19 protein-coding genes are annotated in these 24425 nt (G+C 40.9%); 10 read left to right on the top strand and 9 right to left on the bottom strand.

The window, feature by feature from the left end; all coding sequences use genetic code 11:
* Nucleotide 1: 1 nt before the first annotated feature.
* Complete coding sequence (locus tag J4N24_RS01145) at nucleotides 2-1354, top strand: RagB/SusD family nutrient uptake outer membrane protein (RefSeq protein ID WP_207531805.1); 1353 nt, start codon at nucleotides 2-4, stop codon at nucleotides 1352-1354.
* 42 nt (nucleotides 1355-1396) lie between these two features.
* Here the strand turns inward: J4N24_RS01145 and J4N24_RS01140 are convergent, their stop codons facing one another.
* The 8 genes from J4N24_RS01140 to J4N24_RS01105 form a co-directional block, all read right to left on the bottom strand.
* Entirely contained in the window at nucleotides 1397-1687 is a 291-nt protein-coding gene (locus J4N24_RS01140; RefSeq protein WP_207531804.1) for a hypothetical protein, read from the bottom strand.
* A gap of 86 nt (nucleotides 1688-1773) precedes the next feature.
* Nucleotides 1774-2238: a MauE/DoxX family redox-associated membrane protein gene (locus tag J4N24_RS01135; RefSeq protein WP_207531803.1), complete on the bottom strand. Its 465-nt coding sequence runs from the start codon at nucleotides 2236-2238 to the stop codon at nucleotides 1774-1776.
* A gap of 117 nt (nucleotides 2239-2355) precedes the next feature.
* A complete protein-coding gene (locus J4N24_RS01130; protein WP_207531802.1) occupies nucleotides 2356-2934 on the bottom strand; it encodes a Crp/Fnr family transcriptional regulator in 579 nt (192 codons plus the stop codon).
* 121 nt (nucleotides 2935-3055) lie between these two features.
* Nucleotides 3056-3286: a hypothetical protein gene (locus J4N24_RS01125; protein WP_207531801.1), complete on the bottom strand. Its 231-nt coding sequence runs from the start codon at nucleotides 3284-3286 to the stop codon at nucleotides 3056-3058.
* A gap of 53 nt (nucleotides 3287-3339) precedes the next feature.
* Nucleotides 3340-3885, bottom strand: coding sequence for a C40 family peptidase (locus J4N24_RS01120; protein ID WP_242691454.1), 546 nt, complete (start codon nucleotides 3883-3885; stop codon nucleotides 3340-3342).
* A gap of 13 nt (nucleotides 3886-3898) precedes the next feature.
* On the bottom strand, nucleotides 3899-4237 hold the full coding sequence (locus J4N24_RS01115; RefSeq protein WP_207531800.1) for a hypothetical protein: 339 nt from the start codon (nucleotides 4235-4237) through the stop codon (nucleotides 3899-3901).
* An 18-nt stretch (nucleotides 4238-4255) separates the two neighbouring features.
* Complete coding sequence (locus tag J4N24_RS01110) at nucleotides 4256-4891, bottom strand: DUF6266 family protein (protein WP_207531799.1); 636 nt, start codon at nucleotides 4889-4891, stop codon at nucleotides 4256-4258.
* 52 nt (nucleotides 4892-4943) lie between these two features.
* On the bottom strand, nucleotides 4944-5591 hold the full coding sequence (locus J4N24_RS01105) for a DUF6266 family protein (RefSeq protein ID WP_207531798.1): 648 nt from the start codon (nucleotides 5589-5591) through the stop codon (nucleotides 4944-4946).
* A gap of 721 nt (nucleotides 5592-6312) precedes the next feature.
* Here J4N24_RS01105 and J4N24_RS01100 point away from each other — a divergent pair.
* The 8 genes from J4N24_RS01100 (at nucleotide 6313) to J4N24_RS01065 (ending at nucleotide 17570) form a co-directional block, all read left to right on the top strand.
* Nucleotides 6313-6597 carry a helix-turn-helix domain-containing protein gene (locus J4N24_RS01100; protein WP_207531797.1) on the top strand — a complete coding sequence of 95 codons (285 nt, stop codon included), beginning with the start codon at nucleotides 6313-6315 and terminating at the stop codon, nucleotides 6595-6597.
* A gap of 98 nt (nucleotides 6598-6695) precedes the next feature.
* Nucleotides 6696-7322: a hypothetical protein gene (locus J4N24_RS01095; RefSeq protein WP_207531796.1), complete on the top strand. Its 627-nt coding sequence runs from the start codon at nucleotides 6696-6698 to the stop codon at nucleotides 7320-7322.
* A gap of 518 nt (nucleotides 7323-7840) precedes the next feature.
* Entirely contained in the window at nucleotides 7841-8404 is a 564-nt protein-coding gene (locus J4N24_RS01090; protein WP_207531795.1) for an RNA polymerase sigma-70 factor, read from the top strand.
* A 228-nt stretch (nucleotides 8405-8632) separates the two neighbouring features.
* Nucleotides 8633-9757 (top strand): FecR family protein, encoded by a 1125-nt coding sequence (locus J4N24_RS01085; protein WP_207531794.1) that lies wholly within the window; start codon nucleotides 8633-8635, stop codon nucleotides 9755-9757.
* 299 nt (nucleotides 9758-10056) lie between these two features.
* Nucleotides 10057-13473, top strand: a complete 3417-nt coding sequence (locus J4N24_RS01080) for a TonB-dependent receptor (protein WP_242691453.1) — start codon at nucleotides 10057-10059, stop codon at nucleotides 13471-13473.
* 35 nt (nucleotides 13474-13508) lie between these two features.
* Nucleotides 13509-14951, top strand: a complete 1443-nt coding sequence (locus J4N24_RS01075) for a RagB/SusD family nutrient uptake outer membrane protein (RefSeq protein WP_207531793.1) — start codon at nucleotides 13509-13511, stop codon at nucleotides 14949-14951.
* 60 nt (nucleotides 14952-15011) lie between these two features.
* Nucleotides 15012-16208, top strand: coding sequence for a TlpA disulfide reductase family protein (locus J4N24_RS01070; protein ID WP_207531792.1), 1197 nt, complete (start codon nucleotides 15012-15014; stop codon nucleotides 16206-16208).
* A 219-nt stretch (nucleotides 16209-16427) separates the two neighbouring features.
* On the top strand, nucleotides 16428-17570 hold the full coding sequence (locus J4N24_RS01065) for a TlpA disulfide reductase family protein (RefSeq protein ID WP_207531791.1): 1143 nt from the start codon (nucleotides 16428-16430) through the stop codon (nucleotides 17568-17570).
* Between the two features lie 261 nt (nucleotides 17571-17831).
* Here J4N24_RS01065 and J4N24_RS01060 read toward each other — a convergent pair whose 3' ends face one another.
* Nucleotides 17832-18956: a family 43 glycosylhydrolase gene (locus J4N24_RS01060; RefSeq protein WP_207531790.1), complete on the bottom strand. Its 1125-nt coding sequence runs from the start codon at nucleotides 18954-18956 to the stop codon at nucleotides 17832-17834.
* Between the two features lie 739 nt (nucleotides 18957-19695).
* On the opposite strand from J4N24_RS01060, the gene J4N24_RS01055 reads away from it, so the two are divergent.
* A complete protein-coding gene (locus J4N24_RS01055; protein WP_207531789.1) occupies nucleotides 19696-24051 on the top strand; it encodes a T9SS type A sorting domain-containing protein in 4356 nt (1451 codons plus the stop codon).
* Nucleotides 24052-24425 lie beyond the last annotated feature (374 nt).

Genomic DNA, 24425 nt, shown 5'->3' with positions numbered 1-24425 from the left:
TATGAAATCTCTTAAACATTATATCTCTATCCTGTTCGTATTGTCCATACTTACTTCCTGCGACAGTTTTCTTCAGGACAAACCGAGTCAGAAGCTAGTCGTACCAGAAACGCTGGCTGATTTGCAAGGCTTGCTGGATAATCCTTCCTTAGTTGGTCTTAATCATTCCTATTTGCCGGAGCTATTTTCAGACGACTTCTATATCAATCACAGCAACTATAATGCAATTGAGGATGATGGGGTGAAGAATGGCTACGTTTGGAGCAAGGATCTTTTTAGGATTAATTCCACGGCCTGGAATAATACCTATAACGGGATTTACTATTGCAATACAGTTCTGGAACAGATTGATGCGGTGCCACAAACAGGTTCGAATATAAAACAGATGGAGGATATTAAAGGCCAGGCACATTATTACAGGGCTAAATTTTACCTTCTTGCAGCAAGCATTTGGTGCCAGGCTTATGATCCGGCCAATGCTACTACTGCCTTAGGCTTACCGCTAAGAACAGGTACAGATTTCAATGTAAAATCAGTCAGGGCACCTCTGGGAGAAACTTATGACCTTATACTGGCTGATCTCCGGCAGGCAGCAGCATTACTGAATCAGCCTAAAGCCCATCCTCTTCGACCTTCTAAAACCGCTGCCTTTGGTTTGTTGGCGAGGGCCTGCCTATTTATGCGGAACTACAGGGACGCAGGAGTTTATGCTGATTCTTGTCTTCGTTTGCAAAGTTCGCTTTTAGATTACAATACCTTGAATGCAACAGAAACTTATCCCATTAAGTATACTAATCCAGAGGTGATCCTACTTAATCGAATTGGCTCTCCATCCGCTTTAAGAAGTCCTATCGGGAAGATTGACACCAATCTTTACAGGTCTTACGAGACAAATGATCTTCGCAAAACCTTGTTTTTTATGAAAAATGCTGACAATACCTATAGCTTTAGAGGCGGCTATGAAGGTAATGGAAGCTTTTTTGGAGGGCTTGCTACAGATGAGATTTACCTTATTCGTGCTGAATGTTATGCAAGGGAGGGAAAAGTAAGCGAAGCGATGAGTGCATTAAATGTCTTATTAAGTAGACGATGGAAAACCGGAACTTTTGTTCCTTTGGTAGCAGCGAATGCTGAGGAGGCCTTAAGCCTTATCCTCCGCGAACGGCGAAAAGAGCTTTTGTTTCGTACCCTTCGCTGGCCGGACATAAAAAGGCTCAATAAGGAGGGATTGAATTTGAGTTTAAAACGAAGTATTGGAGACAAGCAATTTGAACTACCGGCAAATGATGTCCGATTTGCAGCACCAATACCCGAGGAGGTAATAGACATCACGGGGATGCTGCAGAACCCCTAAGGAGTTGCTAAGGGAGGCCGGAGCCTGCGCTCCGGCGTTCCTTTAGTCTCTCTTATTTGTAGACATGCTAACTACTTGAGCATCTGTCTTAGAATTAAGGAAACTTTGTAATTGCTCGGCATTGGAAGCCTCAGTGCTGATGGAACAAGGGAGGGCTGATCCCAAACCACAATCCGGATGTTCTGATATTCCCTGCTGATAGGCAGAGGCATCGCGAATTTGTGAGCTGGAACTTCCTGTAAATACCCAGGTGCTTGTTCTTCTGGCGCTGGTAAACGCGCTTCCAATTACTGCTAATGCAATTACCGCTGTGCTTAAAATGTAACGTTTCATAGATTGAATTTTTGTGTTTTAAATAATAATAGATGTAGAGTTAAACGGCTTCTTCACCTGGTGAAAAAGCTGCTGCTGTCTTGGAATTACTGCCTTGTCCTCCTTTCTTTAATAAGTAAGCCGGTGATGGATAGGATGAGAAGCGTTATATTGAATAGAAGATGAGCATCCCAGGAGAGATAGGAGATAAGACCGCCACAAGTGCATGCCGTATCTCCTAAAAGGTCAAGAAGAGCCATTACGACATAAAAAGTGAACGCGAGCAGGAGTCCAGTCGAGAGCTTGAAGCCCAGCGTTCTTGTTTTAGGGAAAAATAAAAGAATGACAGTTAGCAATTCAACCGCTGGAATAAACCAGGCAAGGATTATAGCAAGCCAATCTGGAACAGGTTGGTTGAGCATCTGCCTCTTAGTTTCCTCGAAATTTTGTAGTTTACTCAAGGAGGAATAGGTATAGACTAAACTTAATAGTAGGTAGCAAGTAGTAGTAACCAGTTCAGAAGATATATGATTAAGCCTTGCCTTATGTAGGATCTTATATTCGATTTCCATAGCTGATGTTCTTATCCTAAAATTAGATCAGCTGGAGCGGGAAGTAAAGGGTCGAAAGTCGCAGGATGCAAGGAAGAATAAGGCTGAAGTAGGGAGCAAATGTGCCGCTCGGCGTTCTTATCTGCGATAGGCTTCCTGGTTCTTAATCCTGCTAAGGTGCTTTCTCGACATGTTCAGGTAGGAGGAAAGCATGGGTAGTGTAGCTCGATCTGCTATGGACCTGTATCGCGACAGGAATAGCCGGTATCTTTCTGCAGCTGAGTTGATCCGTAGGAACTGATCCCGCTGCTGTACTCGCTCATACTGGTACTCCAGTAATTCTCTGATTCCCTGGTTCAGTTCAGGATTGTCTTTCAACACCAGCATCAAGTCTTCGTAACTGATTAGGTGTACAATACTCCTGTCCATAACTTCAATATAATCGGTGCTGATACCTCTGCTGAAGAAATTGCCTGGTATGAGAAATTCATTATCGGCAAAGAAGTCGCGGGTGATTTCATTTGATTTAACCTGGTAGTACGAGCGAAGCAATCCTTTTTCTACAAAATAGATGCATCCTGCCTTTTGCCCTCCTCCAAGAAGGATCTGATTTGGGGAATATACTTGTCTGATAAAGCTGGCTACAAGAGAGGTTTTAGTTTCAGTGGAGATAGAGGTAAGCTCTGTCAGTCTTACAAAAATAGGATGTATAGTCATAGCAATAATTCATGGAACTAAATTACCCTGCTATTTTTACAAAACTGGTGACATGAGAAATTTCTCCAAATGAAGAAAGCCCGAGGGCCGGGCTTTCTTCATTTGCTTAATGTCTAAAATGCTATTTAGTCTCCTGCTTCACGGTAGCCGCTGATACTGCAGAAGCTACTATTCCTGCCGTTGCCAGGTACCCTGCAGCGGTGATCACTGCTGCGGGTAAACTTACAGGCGCGGTTAATATTGCTCCACTGATTGCGGCAAGCACTAGGCCCGCGTTCCTCAACTTCTGAAAAAAGGGAGGACAAGGGGAGCTTATGCGGGTACTTAAACTTAAGGTATTTTGATTTTTCATTGTATCGTATTTTTAGGTTCAACCATCTGTTATTTATTCAGCTGTTCGATAGCTTATTGCCACCTCGATATTTCGTATATGCTGCTAAGCAGTCTTCTTTTTCTGAACACTCCGTCGCCTTCACGACTACCGGCTTCATTCGTGTTGCCTTCCACCGAAATCAAAAGATTACTTTCGATCTGGTCGATAAAGCCAACATGCGCTATCCTTCCTTTTTCTGGGAAGTAAATTCCAAAGACATCTCCTGGTAATAGCTTTTTGGGCAGGGGACTTCCCCGGATCCAGATCAATTTCGATTTAGGAAAGAGGGCAGGACTATACCCAGATCTTGGATTGGCTATTCCAGCTCTCCCTAGTGCCCAGCACACAAAGCTTGCGCACCAGGGAGAGCCTCTTTTTAACTCGACATAGGCCAGGTACTCTTCCACCCGTACGCCATCATTCTTGCCGCTCTTCTCCCTAACTCCAATCTCGGCTGTATAGATAGCGTGTAAGTTCTGCCGGGTTTTTAAATCCTGGCCCTTGTAAATCCCTGTATTTAATTTGGGCAACCATGCCAGCAGGAAGAGCGGGATTACAATCGTATAAATTCTCGTCATATCAATTCTCCTCCTATATCAAAGCCGCCAGGGTCATTACAAAGCTTAGTAGCAAGACGAGATAGAAGCTCAGAAAGATTAGTACCCGGTAAAGCTCATGAAGCCGGAGGAAATCACCGATCAGGTCAACCTGTGCATAGTGGGCAAAGTCGGGCCAGATCGATTGAATGATAATCCAGGTAACTGCTTTGAAAGTGAGCACAGCCAGGATAGCGACAAAGACGGCGCTTAAAATCCCGGGGTCCAGCGGGGCTGAAGTAATGTCGATCACCCTGATAAGCCAGGGGAAAGCAAGGAAGATAAGATACGATATGCCTAGCATAGCGTACTCTTTTTTAAGTAATAAGTTCATCTTTTTCTAATTGTTCGTTTAAGAAGTGAATCCTAGATAGTGAGTGGCCGAGGCCTTTTTGAACTCACTATTATGGAAGAAGAAATAGTAGTGCAGTCGCTGATTTTTGAAATGCTCGGGGAGCGGTACTGTGGCTTGAGTCGTTAAACGATTGGCAATATTCCATTTCATAGCATATTCATTCCGATCCTGATTATAAATTAAAAGGGCCGCCTGTTCTTTGATAGCATCAATAGAGGTGCAGTCGAGATCCCATTTCAAAAGGATGTTAGATTGCTCATGCAATTCCAGGGTGGCGCGCGTTCTTGCCAGGTTTCCTGAGCTAACCATGAGTTGGGCGTAATTGATCTCCAGATCGGGGTATTCTCCCTTAAATCCGCTCTGAAGAAGGTGCGAAATGGCTGCACCGTATCCAGTCGAATGCGTTTTACTTCTTCGTGTCATCGTCTTCTCCAAAAGACTTCTGATGGGGCTTATTAAGGCCGAAGCCATAGCGAGTTTCCTGTGCGAAGCTAATTGCAAAGCGCTGAACTCCTGTTGCGTCTTCTTTCTGGGAACACTCCTAATGTATTTTCTTTTGCTGCCAACGCAGCCGATGATATCTCCGATCCTACCGGAGAAGGACATATTTTTTAAATTGCGAATTACTGCCATATTTTTTAAGGGTAAATTTGAAAAGAGCGGGCCGCCAGGCCCGCTAGGTTAATTAAAATGCGGTTACCTCGCCCATGTAATACGAGTTGGAAAGCCTTCCTTTTTCCGGAGAAGTAAGGAAGATATAACCATGAACAGTATCGCCGGCATAGGTAGCCGGAACCTCAATATCGATCGTTCCATCACCCCTAAGTGCTGGGCTAAGACTGTTACTCATAAACAGTTTTTTAATACTGTTATAGAGGATCACCGTAACCTTGTCGGATACGCTGCCATTGAACTCATTTGGTGTAGGATCCCAGCTTGCCTTAACCTGTCCTGCTGTATCTGCAGTGAGCGTTGCAGCACCAGGTAAATTGAGCGTTCCCTTACTGAGTAGCACCTTAGAGTAGTCAATGCTGAATTCAGGATATACTCCGGCAATCGCATTGGTAAGGTTGTATTGTACCGCCAGGTTATAGGCAGTTGCGCGTCCTGTTTTACCACCGGCAAATCCAAGGTTCAATAGATCTTTCACCTGACCCAGGAAGGCCACCATCATCGCGAACTTCATTTGCTGTTCGATCTGCCCCTGACTGGGATCTTTTTTACTACGTTTTGCAATTCCGCGGATGTAATTAATTTCCCGCCAGTTACTGCCTACCACACTTCCAACTTTACCACTGAAAGAGCCATTTGCTCCATTATTAAATTCTGCCATTTTTTTTAAAATTTAAAGTTTAACCATTTGTGAATTATCTCTCAAAACCTTTGAATACCGGTATTATCTGTTTTGATGATGCAATGGTAAGGGCAGAATTTCTCCTGGAAAAATGAGTGAAAGGATTTGAAAGAAATTGAAAGAAATTGAAAGGATTTGAAAAGAGAACGCTGCTAAAATGCGGCTTTCTTCGTCGGTTTTTCGCCCTTTCTTTTATTGCTGGCTAAGACTGGCTCGAGGCAGATTCGGGACAGGCTTTACTATTCTTTTAGGTGTCTTTTACTTTTCTTATGCTTTCTTTTAAAAAAGTGGGCCAATACTCGGAGGAGACTCGGAGGAGAGTTGGAGGGTTAACATATCATTCTTGAACCGTTCTCAAACAGGGGTAGGAAGCTAGATTGTGCTCCAAATGTTAATAAGATCGTTATTGTTGATTACTTTATTTTGATAAGTCACCACTTCGGCCTTGCATCCCAACTAATTTTATTTAAACAATAAAAAAGGAGGTTTTATGCTTGGAAATTTTACTAAATCTTATTCCGAAACATCGAGGAGTCCTCCTGGTTGAAGATCAATTTAATTTTTTCATAATCATTCATTGAAAATTGGATTTAATAGGCAGCTACTAGTTTAATACTACTCTTTCTGCTTTGTTAATATCCATCTACTTTATTACAACAAATAAATATTAACGTTTTAATGGGCAAGACCCCTAATTGCTATGTTAAATGAAATAAAAATCCATTCCTTATTGGTAGAGCAACTCCAGGTGCTCAAAGACATTCGTAAATTTTTCGAAGATTTCTTCAAGCCTAAACGAAGTTCTCAGGAGAGCTTGAAAGACGATGGCTATGTGAAAGAGTTTCTAGGAATTAGCGAAACAACGCTTTGGCGCATGAAGCGACGTGGTATCCTGGTCGGATCAAAATTGGGTGGTCGGGATTATTACACCAAAGAATACCTCCTGCAGGTATTGGAGGACCGGAAAAGGAAAAAGGGAAAATAGAGTTTGGAAGAGGGGAGGTGCAAGCTACTTCCCCTTTTGTTTGATTAGTTCAGTTAGTATTTTTTATTCAATATTTAATAACATTTTTTTAAAGCCTTATGCAAAATTTTAATTACCGCCAGCACTTGATTAATATCTACCACGACCTTCAGTACTTCATTGACGAACTTTATATTTTCGGAATAAGGGTCGGGGTAAAAGGTGAGCTTTCGGATATGCAGGACATTTTCGAAGAAGATGATGAAATACCACGCGATCTGAATTATTTAAAAGGGCTGGAAAGCGAAGTTATTGCTGGATTTGTAAGGATCATTGAATTACTTATAAAAATGCAAAGTTCTCTGGTTAACCTGAATGCCCTCTCGGAGGAAGAGCTGACTGAAGCAGAGGGCTATGAATCGGAGGAAGAGTTGGAGGAAGAAAATGAACTTCCAGATCTCGGTGTTTACCTGAACGCCCAACGATTTGTTTACAGCGAACTTCTTCATGCTTTTCTTGCCACCTGGATGCTTGCTCATCAAACTGAAGAAGTTCCGGAAACAGCAATCAGTCTTTTTGACGATTATTTCTTCGAAGGCAAACTAGAATTAGCATCGGAAGATGCAAATGTTCAGCTTTTGATGGAGGGCATAAACGAGATATTAGAGCTGAACAGGGATATTAATTATTATGAGGATGAAGATGAGGATATGGATATGGGGAAATTAGGGTGGAAGATGGAGTAGTTAGAGAGGGAAGAAGTCTTGATAAAGATGGTTTAATATTGGTAAAGAAGGCCCTATAGGGCCTTCTTTACTAATCGGGATGTTAAATTGTTGAAACAATTAATGAAATACATTTAGCACAAATACTTCTACAGTTAAAATTTTGACTCACTCGCAGAGATTTCCTCTGGTAAACTCTAATAAGAACTTAAATTCTTACTCTATTGGTTTTGTAGGTTATTGTGATTATATTTGTTTTTTAATCTTTTGTTGGGGAAGAATAAATTGGAGTTTTTACGAAGCTTTGGCATTTAAACTTCTAAAGTGTTCTCAATTTAGAACTCCGATCTGATTTTTTGAAAAAAATAGGTATTTAACTGTCGAAGCTGAAGTGTTTGATTGGATGGGGCGTTTTATTTTACTTTTTTGTCCCTAATTTTTACCTGATGGTAGTGAATCTATGAAAAATTATCGCGCTTTATTTTAGGATTTATAAAGATTTCTTTAATATTGAAGTTAAACGATGCTTATTTAGAAGTATGCGGAAGTATTTGGAGTTTAGTGACCAAGATTTGATTGCTCTTTTGAAAGATGACGACCCTCAGGCTTTTACTGAAATTTATGAGCGTTATATTCAATTTGCCTATAGAACTGCTTATAATATTTTAAAGGACGAAGATGCCTGCATGGATATTGTCCAGGATGTATTTGTCTCTCTATGGAAAAATCGCATAACTATAGAAATACTCAACCCTAAAGGCTATTTATACACTGCAGTTAAGTTCCGAATGCTAAATGTGATCCGTAATGGCAAGTTTCGAGAGGAAGTGATTTATAACATAGGCAACACCAACGAACAGGTAAGCACCTTTGAAAATAACATAGAAGTCAAAGAATTGAAAGCTTTCATTGATCAAGTAGCGGAAACATTGCCTGATACTGCCAGGAAGATTTTCAAGATGAGCCGTAATGAACAGCTATCTCACGGGGAAATTGCAGATCAATTAGGGATTTCAGAGAAAACTGTTCGTAATCAAATTAATATTTCACTCAAAAAGCTTCGAACTTCCATTGCAAAGTTTGCATGTCTTTTATTTTTCTAGTAAAAGGGGCTCCCCGGCTCCTATTTTTGTTTTTTCTTGCCATAAATATCCTTTTTTTCTCTCTTTTTAGTCGAATGGCTATTTGGCGGTTTGATATTCCTTAGTGATTCTTCCATTTGTTAACTTGTTTTTTTTCTAACTCTGTTTTTTTTTAAAAAATAAATCTTTTCTTGGGCCATAGGGTGATTTGAGGTGTCTATAGTTTAAATGAGTTGGAAAAAGCCGCGAATGAATCGTAAGGAATTTATAGAACTTGCAAGGAAAGTTGAAAGTCGTCAGGCAACGGATGAAGAGATTAGAGTGTACAATAATTGGTTTAATTCATTCCAGCAACAGTCGCCCTCTATTGCTCCTTTAGGAAGAGAGCGGGTTGAAGGGTTATTGTTAACAATAAATAAAGAAATAGGAATTGCAAAAAAATTAAGAGTAAAGAGGAGACGATGGTTGGCAGCGGCATCAATATTACTTGTTTGCGTAACCGGTTTATCTCTCTTTCATTTCATTATACATGATGAATCCAGGCGGCTAGCAAATGATATACCCTCAGGTAAATTCGCCGCGACCCTTACACTTGCTAATGGGAGCAAAATAGACCTTTCTAAAATCATTAAAGGTGAAGTTTATGATTCGGGAGCAATCAGGATTACCAAGAACCCCGAAGGGCAACTCAGTTACGAGGTTCTAGCTGACCGCGAAAATCTTGGAAAAGGAACACATACCTTATCAACAGCTTTAGGAGAGTCTGTACGTATTGTTCTGGCAGACGGTACGCATGTTTGGCTCAATGCTGGATCACAACTTAAGTTTCCTGCGAATTTCAAAAAGTTTCCCAGCCGGATTGTGGAACTTTCAGGTGAGGCATATTTTGAAGTAGCAAAGGATAAGGAGCACCCATTTCTTGTTAGATCTGCTGAGCAGGAGATAAAGGTATTGGGTACACATTTTAATGTAAGCAGCTACCCCAGGGAAAGACAGGTTGCCACTTTAGTGGAGGGATCTATAGCCATAGGAAGAGGAGGAATAGAAAAATTGTTGCATCCCGGACAGGAAGCAGTTTCGTCAGAAAATGGTCTTGCGGTGCGGAGGGCAGATACAACCCTGGCCATCGCCTGGAAAAATTCAATGATCATGTTTGAAAGGGAGTCTATCGTCAATATAATGAAGAAGATTTCCCGCTGGTATAATGTTGAGGTGGAATATAAAGGGGAACCTGTTTTGGAAACATACACAGGGGCAATACCACGGGACAGAAATATAGCCGAAGTTCTTAAGATGCTGGAAAAATCCGGAGGTGTTGAATTTAAAGTGGATGGCCGTAGAATAACTGTGCAGGAAGGCTCTTCCTTCTTTTGAAATATAAATGAGAATATTAACAGAATGTTGAACGCTAATTTTTGATATGAGAATAGATCTACGAACGTAATTCCGGATACTTCCGGAAAAAGCGTCGGAAATACTGGCATATTTCCGACGTATCTGGCCCAAAACTAATTTTTGTTAAGCTTTTACCAGCAAGACCCTCAAGTTTGACCGCGAGTGGGGATTGCAAAGAACCATTAATGCAAATGTATAGAATTAATTCCGCAAAATCTGTGGCAGCATTCGCGCTGCTGCGAAAATTCTGGCTTGTTATGCGCTTAAGTTTTATTATCATGCTTGCATCACTTATGCAAGTTAGTGCTTCCGGCCTGGCACAAAGCATTTCGCTTTCTACCCGAAATGAATCTCTGCGAGCTGTGCTTAAGGAAATCGGAGAGCAGACTAAATTCAATTTTGTTTACCGTGATGGTCTTTTAGATGCCGCTGAGCCGGTTACTATTAAACTTAGGAATATTCCCATGGAGAGTGCCCTGAAATTGGTATTGAAAGGCCAAGGAATAGACTTTGAAATGAGCGGCAAAACAGTAGTATTGAAGGAAAAGGAAGAGCCATCAATTATTGATATGGCTGCCGCTGCTTTTCGACGAATGGATGTCAAAGGTCTGGTACTTGATGAAAGGGATCAACCTCTTGCCGGAGCAACAATAAAAGTAAAGGGGGGGACGGTTGGAACCGTTTCTAGCCGGGAAGGACGTTTTACCATTGTTGTCCCAGATGAAAATAGTGTTCTTATCATTTCCTTCATAGGTTATGAGAATCTGGAAGTTCCGGTAAGGTCTTCATTAACTGTCCATTTGAAGCCTGAATTAAATAAATTGAATAACATCGTGGTGGTTGGATACGGTAGCGCAAAAAGGAAGGACCTTACGGGTTCTGTCGCCTCAGTAGACTTAAATGAAGTAAAGGATGTACCATTTGCCACTGTCGATCAAGCTATTACTGGTAAAGCTGCCGGAGTTCAGGTTGTCCAGTCAGATGGTTCCCCGGGAGGAGTGGCAAAAATAAGAATAAGAGGAGGAACTTCTCTTCTAGGGGGAAACGATCCCTTGTACGTAATTGACGGTGTGCAGGTACAGGTTCAGAATCAATACCAAAAAGCCGCCGCAGACCTGGTTAGTCCTACCGAAAGGATAGGTCAGGATAACTACAACTCTTCCGTTTCCGGGTCTTTTGCGAGAGGCTTGAACAGTTTGGGGGGACTTAATATTAATGACATTGAATCAATTGATATCCTTAAAGACGCTTCGGCAACTGCAATCTATGGATCAAGGGCGGCTAACGGTGTTGTGATAATTACTACAAAAAAGGGAAAAACGAACCAGAAGCCGGTATTGGAGGCTAATTATTACACAGGGTTAAGTATTGCTGAGAAAGAGAGGGTTTTAAACAGGGACCAGTTTATCATGATCCTTAAAGAGGGCGCATCAAACCTGAATAATGAAAGGGCTGCGCGAAACCTCGCCCCAAATGCATTGGCAACCCAAATCCTGACAGATGCAACTTTTTTTGGCTCTGTTACTACTGATTGGATGAACCTGGTTACTCGCCAGGGGCAATTTAATAATGTTGATCTTTCTCTTAGAGGAGGCGGGGCTGGCTCCCGTTATTATACTTCTTTAGCTTATAATACGACTGAAGGAACAGTTGCAGGAACGGATTTTCAACGTATTGCAGGGAAGGTAAGCCTTGAAAATGATATTAACACCAGGCTCCGGTTTCATACCAATCTCGATTATGGTTTTACTACAAATGATATAACTAATGGCCTGTATACCCAGGCAATTTTTGCTCCTCCCACTCTAGATCCTTACAATCCAGATGGAAGTTTGAAGAACTACGATCTTACAGCTCTTAATTCTTATGCCTACCAGGGTTTCCAAAATCCCCTATTGCTGACTAAGGGAGTAAATAAGGCTAGTAATATTTTTCTACTTGGCAGTTTGGCGGGTGAGTACGATATTTTGAAGGATTTAAAATTCAGAAGTTCAATAGCTGTTAATTTTAGCAATTACCGGCAGAACAACTATGTGCCGAGTACGGTAGGGATAGCCACATCCAACGGCATGGGAAGTTCAAATAACGGAACAGCAAGCCAGGCTGAGAATCAACAAGTGAATACCTTTGTTGAGAACACGCTTACGTGGAATAAGCAATTTAATGATAATCACCGCCTTAATTTCTTATTAGGAACATCCTGGCAAATCACTAAAACAAATTCCTTTTCCGCCAGCGGCCAGGGTTTTCCCGATGATACTTACTTAAATAATCTATCATCAGCCGCTGTTACACTACCTTCTACTGGCCTTTCAGGTCAAAATTCATTACTCAGTTTTTATGCGCGTGCCAACTACAGTCTCAAGGACAAATACTTGTTTACCTTCACTGGACGTTCTGATGCCTCTTCAAAGTTTCCTGAAGCGAACCGTGTAGGTTATTTCCCTTCCGGAGGTGTTGCATGGAGGATTTCACAAGAAAATTTCCTTAAAGGGGTAAGCTGGATCAGCGATATCAAGTTGAGAGCTAGCGCTGGTTATACAGGTACCCAAAATATTGCTGACAATTTATTCTATACCCTGTATTCACCGGTTTCCTACGCTGGTTTGAACGGGCTTTCTCCTACTCAGCTGGGTAATGATAGGTTAAAGTGGGAGTCGACTTTACAGAAGGATGCAGGAGTTGACTTCGCATTTTTTAATTCAAGGATTAGAGGAGGGGTGGGTTATTATGATAAATCTACCAGCGGTATATTGTTTCCTACTTCAGTAGCTTCAAGTGCGGGTTTCAGTACAGTAACCGCAAATATTGCAAAAATTCAAAATCGAGGTCTGGAGCTTGAATTAACTGGAGAATTTGTAAAAACTAAGCCGTTCCAATGGTCGGGAACTTTTACTATAGCAGGAAATCGATCAAAAGTACTGACCTTATCTCCGCAATTTGAAGACCCTGCAAATCCTAAGGTCTATCGTTTTGGAAACACTGTTTTAAAAGTTGGACAACCTGTCGGATTGTTGTACGGTAGAGTTTTCGATAAAATTCTTCAGACTCAGGAAGAAGTGAATAATTATAAAAAGGGATTATTGTCTACTCCACAGTTTCTTGGAATAGGTGATGCCAGTTATGTTATGGAAGATAATTATTCGGGTATCTCTGGTGTGCGGTATTTTAAGAATGATGTGATCGGCAATGCAGAACCAAGGTTTTATGGCGGTTATACTAACAGAATAAGTTATAAGAGCTTTAGCTTGACTGCTTTGGCTACGTACTCTTATGGAGGCGACATTTTTTACCTTGCAGATGTTCAAAATATGGATCTCGCTTCAGCAACAAATAAGGGAGTACGTATCTTGGATAGATGGACGCCCGAGAACGCCGGCTCAAGCAGGCCACGATTATTGCTCGGGCAAAGCTCCTTTGCTTATACAGCTAGCAATAGTGTTTATGACGCATCTTTTATAAAGTTAAAATCCTTAACTTTTGGTTATCAATTGCCAATAAATATAAGGCAGAAATTAAAGTTAACCGGCGCTTCAGCCTACGTCTCAGCAACCAATTTATTTACACTGACTAACTATCCAGGGGTTGACCCAGAGACGAGTAATGATCCTTACAGTTTAATTGGGGGATATAGCGATTCAGGCGGTTATCCCTATGTCCGTCAACTTAGTTTAGGACTTCGATTAGGCTTATAGTTCAAGGTAGTAAATCAATAAAGTAAAGAAAGTACATGAAAACAATTTATAAAGCTGTGTTAATGCTGCTTCTATTGACAGGAAGCATTGGTTGCGAAAGTGAGTTAAGTGCACCACCGAAAAATGCAAAAGTAGAGGGTAACACCATACTTGACCAGGCAACTTCCCAGATTGCCCTTAATGGGGCTTATTATAATTTTGCTAATGCTACAGCTACAAGGGCAAATTGGCAGCAGCACCAATTGCTTCCGGCTACTCTGGCGGGTTACCTCGGTTATGGCTTAGGGACTGGGAAATTAGAGGAAAATCGGAATGAAACTGCAGCGAGTTATTATTGGGATGAATCTTATAAAGCGATAAATGCTGCTAATGGAGTTATTTCAGGAGTAGAGTTATTGCCTGACAATAAATTTACAGGTAGCAAAAAAAAGGAGATTCTTGCTGAAGCTAAGTTTATTAGGGCTTACTCGCACTTTAAATTGTTGAGTTTTTATGGAGAATGGTTTAATCAAAATAGCACTAAAGGCGTTCTGCTTCGGGATAAACTTTCAACGCTGGAAAATGTCCAGAAGAAACGGAGTACGGTAAAGGAAAGTTATGATTTTATTCTTTCAGACTTAGATGAAGCCATTAGTAATGCCCCTGACATAAATCCTAATCATTATGCAACCAAGTGGGCGGCCATGGCTTTGAAAATGCGGGTGTTGATTAATCGTGGATCTGCTAGTGATTATGAAACTGTAATAGCACTTGCGGATCAAATCATTGATAGTGGGAAATATCAACTGGAAACTAACTATCAGGATATCTTCAGGAAGAACGGTTTGGCAAGCAAGGAAGTGATTCTTGGAATAAAACCGCAAGCCTCACAAGCGAGCGATAATTACTCTAAAAGCAGACAATACTGGCCAGGAGCTTCCGCTCTTTATGTCGCAAAGAAAGCTTTGAAAGATCTATACTTTGGTGATCCCCGGGGAAGTTGGATCATTGGCTCTCCTAATCCCTACTCTACCTACTCTCCTAACACTAACTACTTTACTAAGTACCAGCAAGAAGGGCTTTCTGCGTCTGTTTTGTCTGAAACTGACTACGCCATTCGACTGTCTGAGGTCTATTTGTTAAAAGCAGAAGCCATTGTTCGGTCAGGTGGAAGTTTAACTTCAGCGCGCTCTTTACTTCATCTGGTGCAGTCCAAATCAGGTATTATGGCTACAACTAACAATATCCCTTATCTCGCTGCGGAAGCAGCAGATACAGCCGATAAACTCTTGATGGAACTCTATAAAGAGACTGCTAAAAATCTTGTTGCAGAAGACGGAAGTGAATGGATGGCACTCCTGCGGCTTCCTTTTAACCTCCTTAGGCAGTTGCGACCAACCATCACAAGCCAGAATCAATTCATCTTACCGGTACCAGTTACTGAATTCATAAATAATCCGGCATTTGGGGAACAAAACTCAGGGTATTCAGCGAATTAGACTCTAAACGAATATTAATATAGTGTAGTGTGATCACACTGCACTTACACAAAGAACTTTATGAAAAGAACAATTCTATGCTTGTTTTCACTGGCCAACTTAGGGATGAGCCAGGCCCAGGAAAAACCATTTACCCTTATGGGGAAAATTAAAGGCCAGAGCTCGGGTTATATTAGATTATTTTACTCAGTTGGAGAAGAATATAAGAAGGATAGCGCAGCTATTATCAACGGTGCCTTTAGATTCAAAGGTACCTTGATTGAGCCTACAATGGCTTATATCATGGGTGGTACAACATCGCCGGCAATGGGCGATCCTAATACGGCTTCATTTTTCATCGAGCCTCAAGCGCAGGAGATAGAATTAATTGCGGGTGATTTTGCAAATCTTAAAGTTACGGGTTCTAAGACGCAATTGGAATATCAAGAGCTTGAACGCTTGAAAAAAAAGCAAAAGGAAAAATTAAAGCCTATTTCGGCAGCTTATAATAAAGCCAACATGGAATATATGGCAGCAGTAAAGGCTAAAGAGCCAGAAGTGAAGCAAGAAGCGTTAAAGGCGAAAGCTACAGCTATTAAAGATCAAATGGATCCTTACTATGAGGAAATAGGTCGTATTGATAATGAGTATGTCAGGACTCATCCAGATTCATATCTTACCGCTTATTCTCTTCGTTTCCGAATCAGTCAAATGAAAGTGGATGAGGCAAAAGCGGTTTATGAAAATTTAACACCACGGATTAAGGAGAGCTCTAATGGTAAGTTAATCGCTGAAGAAATAAAAAAATTGGAAGCAGGATCTTCTGGTGCTGTTGCTTCGCTATTCAGTACATCAGATATCAACGGCCAACCTCTAAGTCTTGCCGACTTTAAGGGTAAAAATTACGTTCTTCTTGACTTCTGGGCAAGCTGGTGCGTGCCTTGTCGGAAGGGAAACCCTCATTTGTTATCCTTATACAGGAAATACAAAGACAAGGGTTTAGAGATTGTTGGCGTTTCTGATGATGATTCTAATCTTGAAGCGTGGCGTAAAGCTATCGATAAAGACGAGATAGGGGTTTGGAAACATGTGCTCCGGGGCTTGAAACGTACGTCTACTGGATTTGACAGGTCTAACGACATAAGCGAAGCTTACGGTATTCATAGTTTGCCTACAAAGATTCTTATTGATAAAGATGGAATAATTGTGGGACGCTACGGCGGCGGCGGGGAAAATGATGAAGCAATGGAAAAGAAGCTAGCAGAGATATTTAATTGAAAATATGATGAACTATGTACTGCTAGTACAAATAGTAGTTATTAATAAATATAATGCTAATAATCGTAGTGATCAACCGCGTCTTAATGCACAATTAGATGAGAGCGGATGTGCTAAAGTTTAATAGGGGACTTACTTAAGTTTGGAGTATAGAGGGCAAGGAAACTTCAGCTTACCCTCTGAATCCAATCTTATTCAATCAACTGATAAATTGAAAATATGAAATACAGAATGAAGACTTGGGGAGCAATTTTTGTTTGTGCATCTCCGTTCATTGCTCAGGCTCAAGATGGCCAATACACTTTAGATGGGAAAATTGCCTCGTTGTCGGCCACAGCAAAGGCCTACCTTTATCAGACGTCAATTGGAACAGCAACAGACTCCACTCTTATTAAAAATGGCTGCTTTTCGTTTTCAGGGAAGGTAGATCAGCCACAAAGTGCCTACTTGATAATAAACCCCAAGGGAACAGGAATTCGCCAAAGAAATCTGCAAATGATTTCTTTCTATTTAGAGCCTGGTAGAATCTTAGTATCTAGTCCTGATTCTTTGCCGAATGCAAAAATTGCTGGCGGTAAAGTAAACTCAGATAATGAAGAACTTAAAAGGTCACTGAAGCCGATACAAGACAAGATGGCTTTAGTGATGAAGGAATATAATTCAGCCCCTCCTGAAAAGCAAAAATCCAAAGAGTTCAGTAATGGGCTTCAAGCTAGTTACACAGCTTTAGAGGGTGAAAAGAAGGGTATTCAGAATGAGTTTATTAAAACTCACCCCTCTTCGGTATTAAGCTTGTTTTTGATTAAAGAAGTAGCAGGATCTGTACCTAACCTTACTGAAATTGAACCTCTTTATAATTCACTATCGGCTTCAATTAAAACTAGTGTTGCTGGTAAGGCCTACGCTGAAGATCTTGCTAAATTAAAGAGCGTTGCAGTTGGAGCAATGGCTCCTGAGTTCAGCATGGCTGATACTCTTGGCAAACAGGTATCGCTAAAGGATTTCGGAGGAAAATTCGTTTTAATTGATTTTTGGGCAAGCTGGTGTGGGCCGTGCAGAGCTGAAAATCCTAACGTCGTAAAAGCATTTAATGCCTACAAATCTAAAGGCTTCACTATCCTTGGAGTTTCTTTAGATCAACCAAATACAAAGGAAAAATGGATAAAAGCTATTCATGACGATGGGTTAACTTGGACGCAGGTGTCTGACCTTAAAGGCTGGAAGAATGAAGCTGCTGCACTTTACTCCGTCCGTGCAATCCCCCAGAATTTTCTGGTTGATCCTAACGGAAGAATCGTCGCTACCAATGTAAGAGGGGAGGAACTGGAGGAGACGCTCAGCAAACTTCTTGGTCCAAGATAATTTTAATAACATTTGGTTTGAGTGAAGCTTCTGGGCTTATCGATAAAAGTCGATGCAATGATCAGAAAGCGCAGGAGAGCAACCTATCAGCGGAAAGCAGCAATTCTTCCAGCATACAGAAGTTTGATCTGAAGCCTGAATATCTGAACACAGATAGGTCTAAATAGCTATTGTTTTTTGATGAAGCCCCTTGTGCAAAATGCGCAAAGGGCTTTTTTAAGATGAGATACATTCAATAAAATGATTTAATCCCCTATGTATCTAACGGTGATTTTCTTGGTCATTTTTTTTCAATACAAAATCAGGCTGTTTTGAAGATACCTTAATGAAGCTGCCCCCTTTATCAAACTCTACTTTTACAATACCTGGTTTTTCTCTCCAGGGTGCTTGATTATCATTTCCAAAGAAACCACAGTACCAGTTACCTGATTTATCTTTGAAGTAATTGGTACCACCACCACAAGGTACGGCTTCATGTCGGTTATAATAAGGACCGTAAATATTAGTGGATACTGCCACCATACTGCTGTATCTTCCCTGATAGGAATCAGCAGCAGTTAAGTAGTATTTTCCATCCTTTTTAAATAGAAAAGCACCCTCATGTCCTATATCCTGACAGTTTCGTTTAACTGAACAACTGGATGCGTGGTTTTTAGGGTCTATATCTGGATTGATCAAAACTGGTTTCTTCGGATCTTCAGCTAATCCACTCATATCGTCCTTCATTCGAGCAATCCAGCCTCCGCCCCAAACTAGATAAACTAAACCATTTGTATCTTCAAACAAAGTAGCGTCGATATCACCTGGAAGTTTAGCGTCATTTGCAAGTGCGTTTACATAAGGACCTTCCGGCTTTCCAGAGACGCTCTTAAGTACTCCTCTGTCGCCCGGAGGCATACTTAAAGTGATATAGTAGTTTCCTTTAATGTACCTTAATTCCGGAGCCCACAACGCTCTTACTTTCTTTTTGTGAAAACGCCATTCCTTCTGCCAGGTCGCATCCTTTTCAAACGACCAAACCAAGCCCATATAATCCCAACTTTGCAAATCCTTCGATCTCCATAGCTCAACGCCATCATTGTGGTCCCATATGTCGTCCCCGGTAGAGCCAGTCAGATAATAATACCCGTCTCCCCCTAAAATAACTACTGCATCCCTAATTTGTGCTTCGATTAAGGGCTTTATATCTGGCACTAGCCCGGCCTTAACAGCAGAACCAGTCACCCTTTCATTAACTTTTAGAAAATTCTTTCCGGGAGGGTTTTCTTTCAACCCCGGTCCACTAATGCCTAGATTAGTAGTTCGGGCTGGTGTTGTTTGTGCTTGCGCCTGCGCATTTAACCCAAGGGCTAAAGCCGCACTTAAAATTATTCCTGTTTTTTTCATATATAATTCAATGCCAATTCAGATTAGTGAGCTAAAGAGATGAAAAGACCTTTTTAGAAGAGTCAGTAGTCGTATCAAAAAAAGCCAATTCGGTATTCAAACAGTAAGTCTTTTAGCCCATGAGGTATTCGTACTATCGATCCAGACTCTAGAAAATATTCCAGTACTCAGAGGGTTTAATAATGTCCTGCTCCGTCTCGGTTCAAACCTACGGTGTTAAGTTTTTTTCTTCTTTAAGAAATTGATGAAACTCTTTAATATTTATTCAAGTCTGTTACGGCCAGACCCTAAACGTTATTCTTCAGAAAAGTATACCATTAGAGGAACGAATGTTCATCTTTTTTCTTCGACAGCTTAATTCAGAAATGTGTTATAAATAAAAGACGGCGTCAGAATTCTAAACTATTTCACCAAAAATTGAAAGCCTATTCGTTATAACTCATCCAATTTTGCATTGAAGTTTTTCAGCATCCTTGTTGATACTATCAAACTGGTTCGTGAATCGGTCCCATACTGATTCACATTTTTGACTGGAGCTGAACTATCACTTAAGATTTTATGAAGCTAAGTTATTAGCAAAACTGAAGTCTTTTAAGCGCTCTCTGTAATGGGCCTATTTTAAAATGCTCAATAGATATTATCGCTTAAAACAGAGGATACAACTAATCAAATCAAGCTTTTCTCAAATTTAGAATGAGAAAGCAGAAATAGGGAAAAAACCAAAAACTTAAATTATAGAATGAAAAAACAGCTACTATTTTTAATTATTATCTGCTTTTCAGGACTGCTCCTAAAGGCACAACAACTTGCTTTTCCTGGAGCTGAAGGCTTCGGCCGTTTTGCTGTCGGGGGGCGAAATGGCTCGGTCTACCATGTAACAAATCTTAATGATTCAGGCCAGGGCTCTCTGCGAGACGCGGTCAGTAAATCCAATAGAATTGTAGTTTTTGACGTTTCTGGTGTTATTAAAACGTCAAGTCGTATTTCAGTTTCCTCTAACGTTACAATCGCTGGACAAACTGCGCCCGGTGAGGGAATCACGATTTATGGTAATGGAATGTCTTTTTCCGGTGCAAACAACACTGTTTGCCGGTATATACGGATTCGGATGGGCGTAAACGGCGAATCAGGAAAGGACGCTGTCTCACTTGCCAGTGGAACAGATATGATTTTTGATCATATTTCAGTTTCTTGGGGAAAGGATGAAAACTTCTCAATAAACGGTGATGGCGCAGAGTTAGGAAGAATAACCATACAAAACTCTATTATCTCGCAAGGTTTACAGACCCATTCTGCTGGTGGTTTGATCCAGACAAATGGAGGAGTAACTCTATTTCGTAATCTTTACATCGATAATAAAACACGAAATCCTAAGGTAAAGGGACTGAACCAGTTTGTTAATAACGTAGTGTATAATTGGGGTAATGGGGGAGGCTACATATTAGGAGACTCCCAAGGTTCTTCCTGGGCAACAATAGTAAATAGCTATTTTATTGAAGGACCAGGCTTTAATTATGATGGAGGGAAGGTAACACCTACCGCACCTTATACCCGTGCTAATCAGTATTTCCAGCTATATGCAAGCGGTAATTTTTTTGATAGCAATAATAACGGTGTACTTGATGGTACAGAAAGTGGACAGGCAGATTACGGGCCTGCTACATGGGTGAGTGATCCTTCCTCTGGATGGGATTCTATTCCTGCACTTCATCCTGTTATCTCTTCGCAGACTTCCGCCGCCGCCGCCTATGAATACATTGTAAAACATGTTGGAGCGTCTCTTCCTGTTCGAGATCCTGTCGACTCTATTTTAATCCGCGAATTAACATCTTTGGGAACACAAGGGAGAATGATTAACAATGAGACTTCGCTTGGGTTACCAAAAAATGTAGGCAATATTTTTAATGCGCCAAAAGCTCCTGATGCGGATAATGACGGTATGCCAGATAATTGGGAAAATGCCAATGGTACAAACGCAAGTGCGGACGACGCAATGATTGTTGGACCGGATGGATATACCAATATTGAGCGCTATATAAATAGCATTAATTCTTCATCGACTTTCTTAAAGTACCCTGTTAACCTAAGTGTCTCGCTTTCTAACCCAACTACTGCAGTATTAAAGTGGACAAATGTAGAAGCTAAGGCTAAACGAATTATTCTGGAAAAGTCTACTGACAGGATTAACTATACTATTGTATCTACCTTTGCTGCCGATGCAACAACGGCTACATTAACAGTTACAGCAGACGCTCCATGTTATTTCAGGTTAAAAACCATGGATGATACCCGCGAATCATTATATTCTGAAACCGTAAAGATATATGATGACGTCACAAAAGCCGGAGGAGGTACACCAAAGGGAACAAAAATTTTTGCTCCCCAAATAGGAAAATATTATCGAATAATTAATTATGGAAGTGTAGCCTTTAATTCGGGTGCAAATTTTTCCGGCGTCCCCAAATATATAAACGTCACCCAGGATAATTTAATTGGCTCTACAGCCACCTTTGTTTGGGATAATCCAACTTTGCTTTGGGAAATTATCGACGACGGCAGAGGTAAAGGTACCTTTATTATCAAGAATGTTGGAACAGGGAAATATTTTGGAAACGTCTCCAGCAATAATACCACGGCAGTAGTTAACGAACCTAACGGTGGTTACAGCGTAGTTTTTGGACTAAATCAATTTCCATCTCAAGGTGGTGTTGTTGATTCAGTCTCCTTTTTTAGAATACATAATGGAAGTAACCAATTGCGTCCTCGATCGTTTGGAGGTCAATGGTTTTGGGCCTCTGGTAATGCCAACCGAGCGGATATGCTCTACACTTTTGTACCGGTAAGTAAGGAAGCTGTTTCGCTTTATCTTGGAGGCTTGAGGACCCTAATTACTCAGGCTACTAGTTTGGCAAATGGCGCGCAGCCGGGCTCTGATGTTTTGCAATATCCTCCAGATGCAATCGCTGTTTTAAATCAGGAAATTGCAGCAGCACAAGCTTTTGTTGAGGCTGTCGACTATTCATCAACCTTACAGCCGGAGGTGGATAATGTAGCAACGGCTTTGCAAACTTCTGTCAACAATTTCATTGCCACACAAATTCGCACCTTTGCTAATCATAATCCTCAGAAACTTTATAACATTTTTAGTTACGGTACAACTTCCGGATCTGGTACAACCAGCGCATCTGCTTCATCCGCAAGGCGTTACCTGGTTGCTGTTCCTAATTATAACAGTACAAAGGATTCTCTGGTCTACATCATTGGTAAAAGTGATAATGAAATCAAAGCAGGAGCTGTTGATGTACTTCAAAAACAGAAAAATGCGCAGTGGATTATATCTGAATCGGAAGCCAATCCAGGATTTTTTATTGTAAAAAACAAAGCTCGAGGGACATATTTAACAATTGATAATTATTTGTCGGCATCCCCTGTCGAAATCTATCCGTATTACCAGAAAGAAGATAACGGGAAACATGCCTATTCTTTACAGGTCTCGGATTTGAATACGAAGTGTTTCAACGTCGGAAATGTTGATGCAACAGGAAAAGGAGGTGCGCTGGCATTTGGCACTCCAGCTGACAGAACCCGTTTGAGATGGATATTTGATGAAACAAATCTTGCAGATGATGCAGTCCCCGAAGTTATCACAAAGAATATCAGTATACCTTTAGATGAAAACGGAAGGGCAACCATTGATCCGTCTCAAATTGATGGAGGGTCGAGCGATAATGTAGGAATAGTTTCAATGACTCTGGATAAAACAACTTTCGATTGTTCTAATATTGGCGTTAACACAGTACTGCTTACAGTAGCAGACGCCGAGAATAATGTGTCGTCTAAAACCGCAATTGTAACTGTTCGTGACAGCATTGCACCGGTGCAAGTACAACTTCCGGATGTTACAGGCGAATGCTCTGCTTCCGTTACCGATATTCCAACAACTACCGATGGATGTGCCGGAACCATTACGGGAACAACCATTGATTCTCTTACTTACAGCACTCAAGGAACACATGTTATCACATGGAGATTTGATGATGGAAATGGAAATGTTACTACAGCTACTCAAAATGTAATAGTGAAAGATACGACCCCTCCTGTAGCAGTAGCCAAAGATATCACCGTAACATTGGTAAATGGTTCAGCTACAATCGCGGCTTCAGCTATCGATAATGGAAGTAACGATGCGTGTGGTCTAAAATCATTAACAATTGATAGAATGCATTTCGATTGCTCAAACACTGGTAACAATACAGTTTTGCTTACGGTTACTGATGTGAACGGAAACGTTTCTTCAACACCGGCTACTGTAAATGTCATTGGCGTTACTCCGGTAGTTAAAATTGGTGTTTCCAGAACAGATGAAACATTTACTGGTCTTGACAACAAAACTATCGCTTTAGGTTATGGCACACAAAGTGTAATACTTACTGCGTCAAACACCACTTCTGCAAATGGCTCCACAAGGTATAACTGGTCACCTGCAACGGGGTTAAGTGATACAAACAGTTTTAACCCGGTGTTTACTCCAACTGCTGCTGGCACCTATACATTTAATGTGCTTGCTACAAACGAATTTGGATGTACTTCAAGTGCTGTTGTTAGCATTACCGTTATAGACGTGCGTAGTGGAAAGAAAGGTGATAAGGTATTGGTTTGCCACAAAACAGGCAGTGAATCTAATCCCTGGAGACAGGTTAGCATTGGTTACAATGCGGTTGCCGAGCACTTGAAAAAAAGTGGTTATTTAGGCGCTTGCACCTTTTCAGAATCTGGAAAAATTGCTGCAATTGAAACTACTGAACATAGCCTTAATACTCTTAATGTAAGTAGCATTAACACGTTGTCGGTATATCCGAATCCATTTACAGCACGAACAAAGGTTACATTTAAGTTGCTTTCGGATCAGTCCAACGTGTCTTTGGACTTATACGACCTAAAGGGTGTTAAAGTGAAAAATATCTACTCCGGCTCAGCAAAAGCACAACAGGAGTATTCATTTGATTATGATACCGATATCGCTCCTGGAGTTTATTTTTTCTTGTTAAGCGGTTCTAAACTGGCATTAAGTTTTAAAATTATTGCAGGGAAATAAGCTGGGCTAATTAGCGATTCAATTTTTCGGAAATGATGTTAACCTTGATGTACTACACAAGCTCTTGAATACCATTTATGCAATTATTAATAAAAAGAAAACTCTTTTGTGCAGGGACTACCTTTAAATTATGTTATAAATGCTTTTCAAAAGGATTTCTGTCAAATATTGAAAATCTTTCGTCAAATTTTTAAAGCCAAAAATCTCGCAACAGCGTACGTTTGGGGCATGAAAAGCGCAGTTATTTTCTCTTGCGCAGTTCTCTAACTAACATTTAGAAAAATCATTTTAATTACTGGCTGAGCCAGGTTGATGTAGGGCGAGAAATCCATGACTCTATCCCGTAAGGGAGAGTCGTGGATATTCTTTACCAC

The organism is Desertivirga arenae, assembly GCF_017355785.1.
Taxonomy (GTDB): Bacteria; Bacteroidota; Bacteroidia; order Sphingobacteriales; family Sphingobacteriaceae; genus Desertivirga; species Desertivirga arenae.
This window is presented reverse-complemented; position numbering and strand designations above follow the sequence as displayed.

What these genes read in the sequence shown, in the direction of transcription:
- J4N24_RS01145 (WP_207531805.1), top strand. Translation starts at nt 2, where the DNA reads ATGAAATCTCTTAAACATTATATCTCTATCCTGTTCGTATTGTCCATA.
- J4N24_RS01140 (WP_207531804.1), bottom strand. Translation starts at nt 1,687, where the DNA reads ATGAAACGTTACATTTTAAGCACAGCGGTAATTGCATTAGCAGTAATT.
- J4N24_RS01135 (WP_207531803.1), bottom strand. Translation starts at nt 2,238, where the DNA reads ATGGAAATCGAATATAAGATCCTACATAAGGCAAGGCTTAATCATATA.
- J4N24_RS01130 (WP_207531802.1), bottom strand. Translation starts at nt 2,934, where the DNA reads ATGACTATACATCCTATTTTTGTAAGACTGACAGAGCTTACCTCTATC.
- J4N24_RS01125 (WP_207531801.1), bottom strand. Translation starts at nt 3,286, where the DNA reads ATGAAAAATCAAAATACCTTAAGTTTAAGTACCCGCATAAGCTCCCCT.
- J4N24_RS01120 (WP_242691454.1), bottom strand. Translation starts at nt 3,885, where the DNA reads ATGACGAGAATTTATACGATTGTAATCCCGCTCTTCCTGCTGGCATGG.
- J4N24_RS01115 (WP_207531800.1), bottom strand. Translation starts at nt 4,237, where the DNA reads ATGAACTTATTACTTAAAAAAGAGTACGCTATGCTAGGCATATCGTAT.
- J4N24_RS01110 (WP_207531799.1), bottom strand. Translation starts at nt 4,891, where the DNA reads ATGGCAGTAATTCGCAATTTAAAAAATATGTCCTTCTCCGGTAGGATC.
- J4N24_RS01105 (WP_207531798.1), bottom strand. Translation starts at nt 5,591, where the DNA reads ATGGCAGAATTTAATAATGGAGCAAATGGCTCTTTCAGTGGTAAAGTT.
- J4N24_RS01100 (WP_207531797.1), top strand. Translation starts at nt 6,313, where the DNA reads ATGTTAAATGAAATAAAAATCCATTCCTTATTGGTAGAGCAACTCCAG.
- J4N24_RS01095 (WP_207531796.1), top strand. Translation starts at nt 6,696, where the DNA reads ATGCAAAATTTTAATTACCGCCAGCACTTGATTAATATCTACCACGAC.
- J4N24_RS01090 (WP_207531795.1), top strand. Translation starts at nt 7,841, where the DNA reads ATGCGGAAGTATTTGGAGTTTAGTGACCAAGATTTGATTGCTCTTTTG.
- J4N24_RS01085 (WP_207531794.1), top strand. Translation starts at nt 8,633, where the DNA reads ATGAATCGTAAGGAATTTATAGAACTTGCAAGGAAAGTTGAAAGTCGT.
- J4N24_RS01080 (WP_242691453.1), top strand. Translation starts at nt 10,057, where the DNA reads ATGCTTGCATCACTTATGCAAGTTAGTGCTTCCGGCCTGGCACAAAGC.
- J4N24_RS01075 (WP_207531793.1), top strand. Translation starts at nt 13,509, where the DNA reads ATGAAAACAATTTATAAAGCTGTGTTAATGCTGCTTCTATTGACAGGA.
- J4N24_RS01070 (WP_207531792.1), top strand. Translation starts at nt 15,012, where the DNA reads ATGAAAAGAACAATTCTATGCTTGTTTTCACTGGCCAACTTAGGGATG.
- J4N24_RS01065 (WP_207531791.1), top strand. Translation starts at nt 16,428, where the DNA reads ATGAAATACAGAATGAAGACTTGGGGAGCAATTTTTGTTTGTGCATCT.
- J4N24_RS01060 (WP_207531790.1), bottom strand. Translation starts at nt 18,956, where the DNA reads ATGAAAAAAACAGGAATAATTTTAAGTGCGGCTTTAGCCCTTGGGTTA.
- J4N24_RS01055 (WP_207531789.1), top strand. Translation starts at nt 19,696, where the DNA reads ATGAAAAAACAGCTACTATTTTTAATTATTATCTGCTTTTCAGGACTG.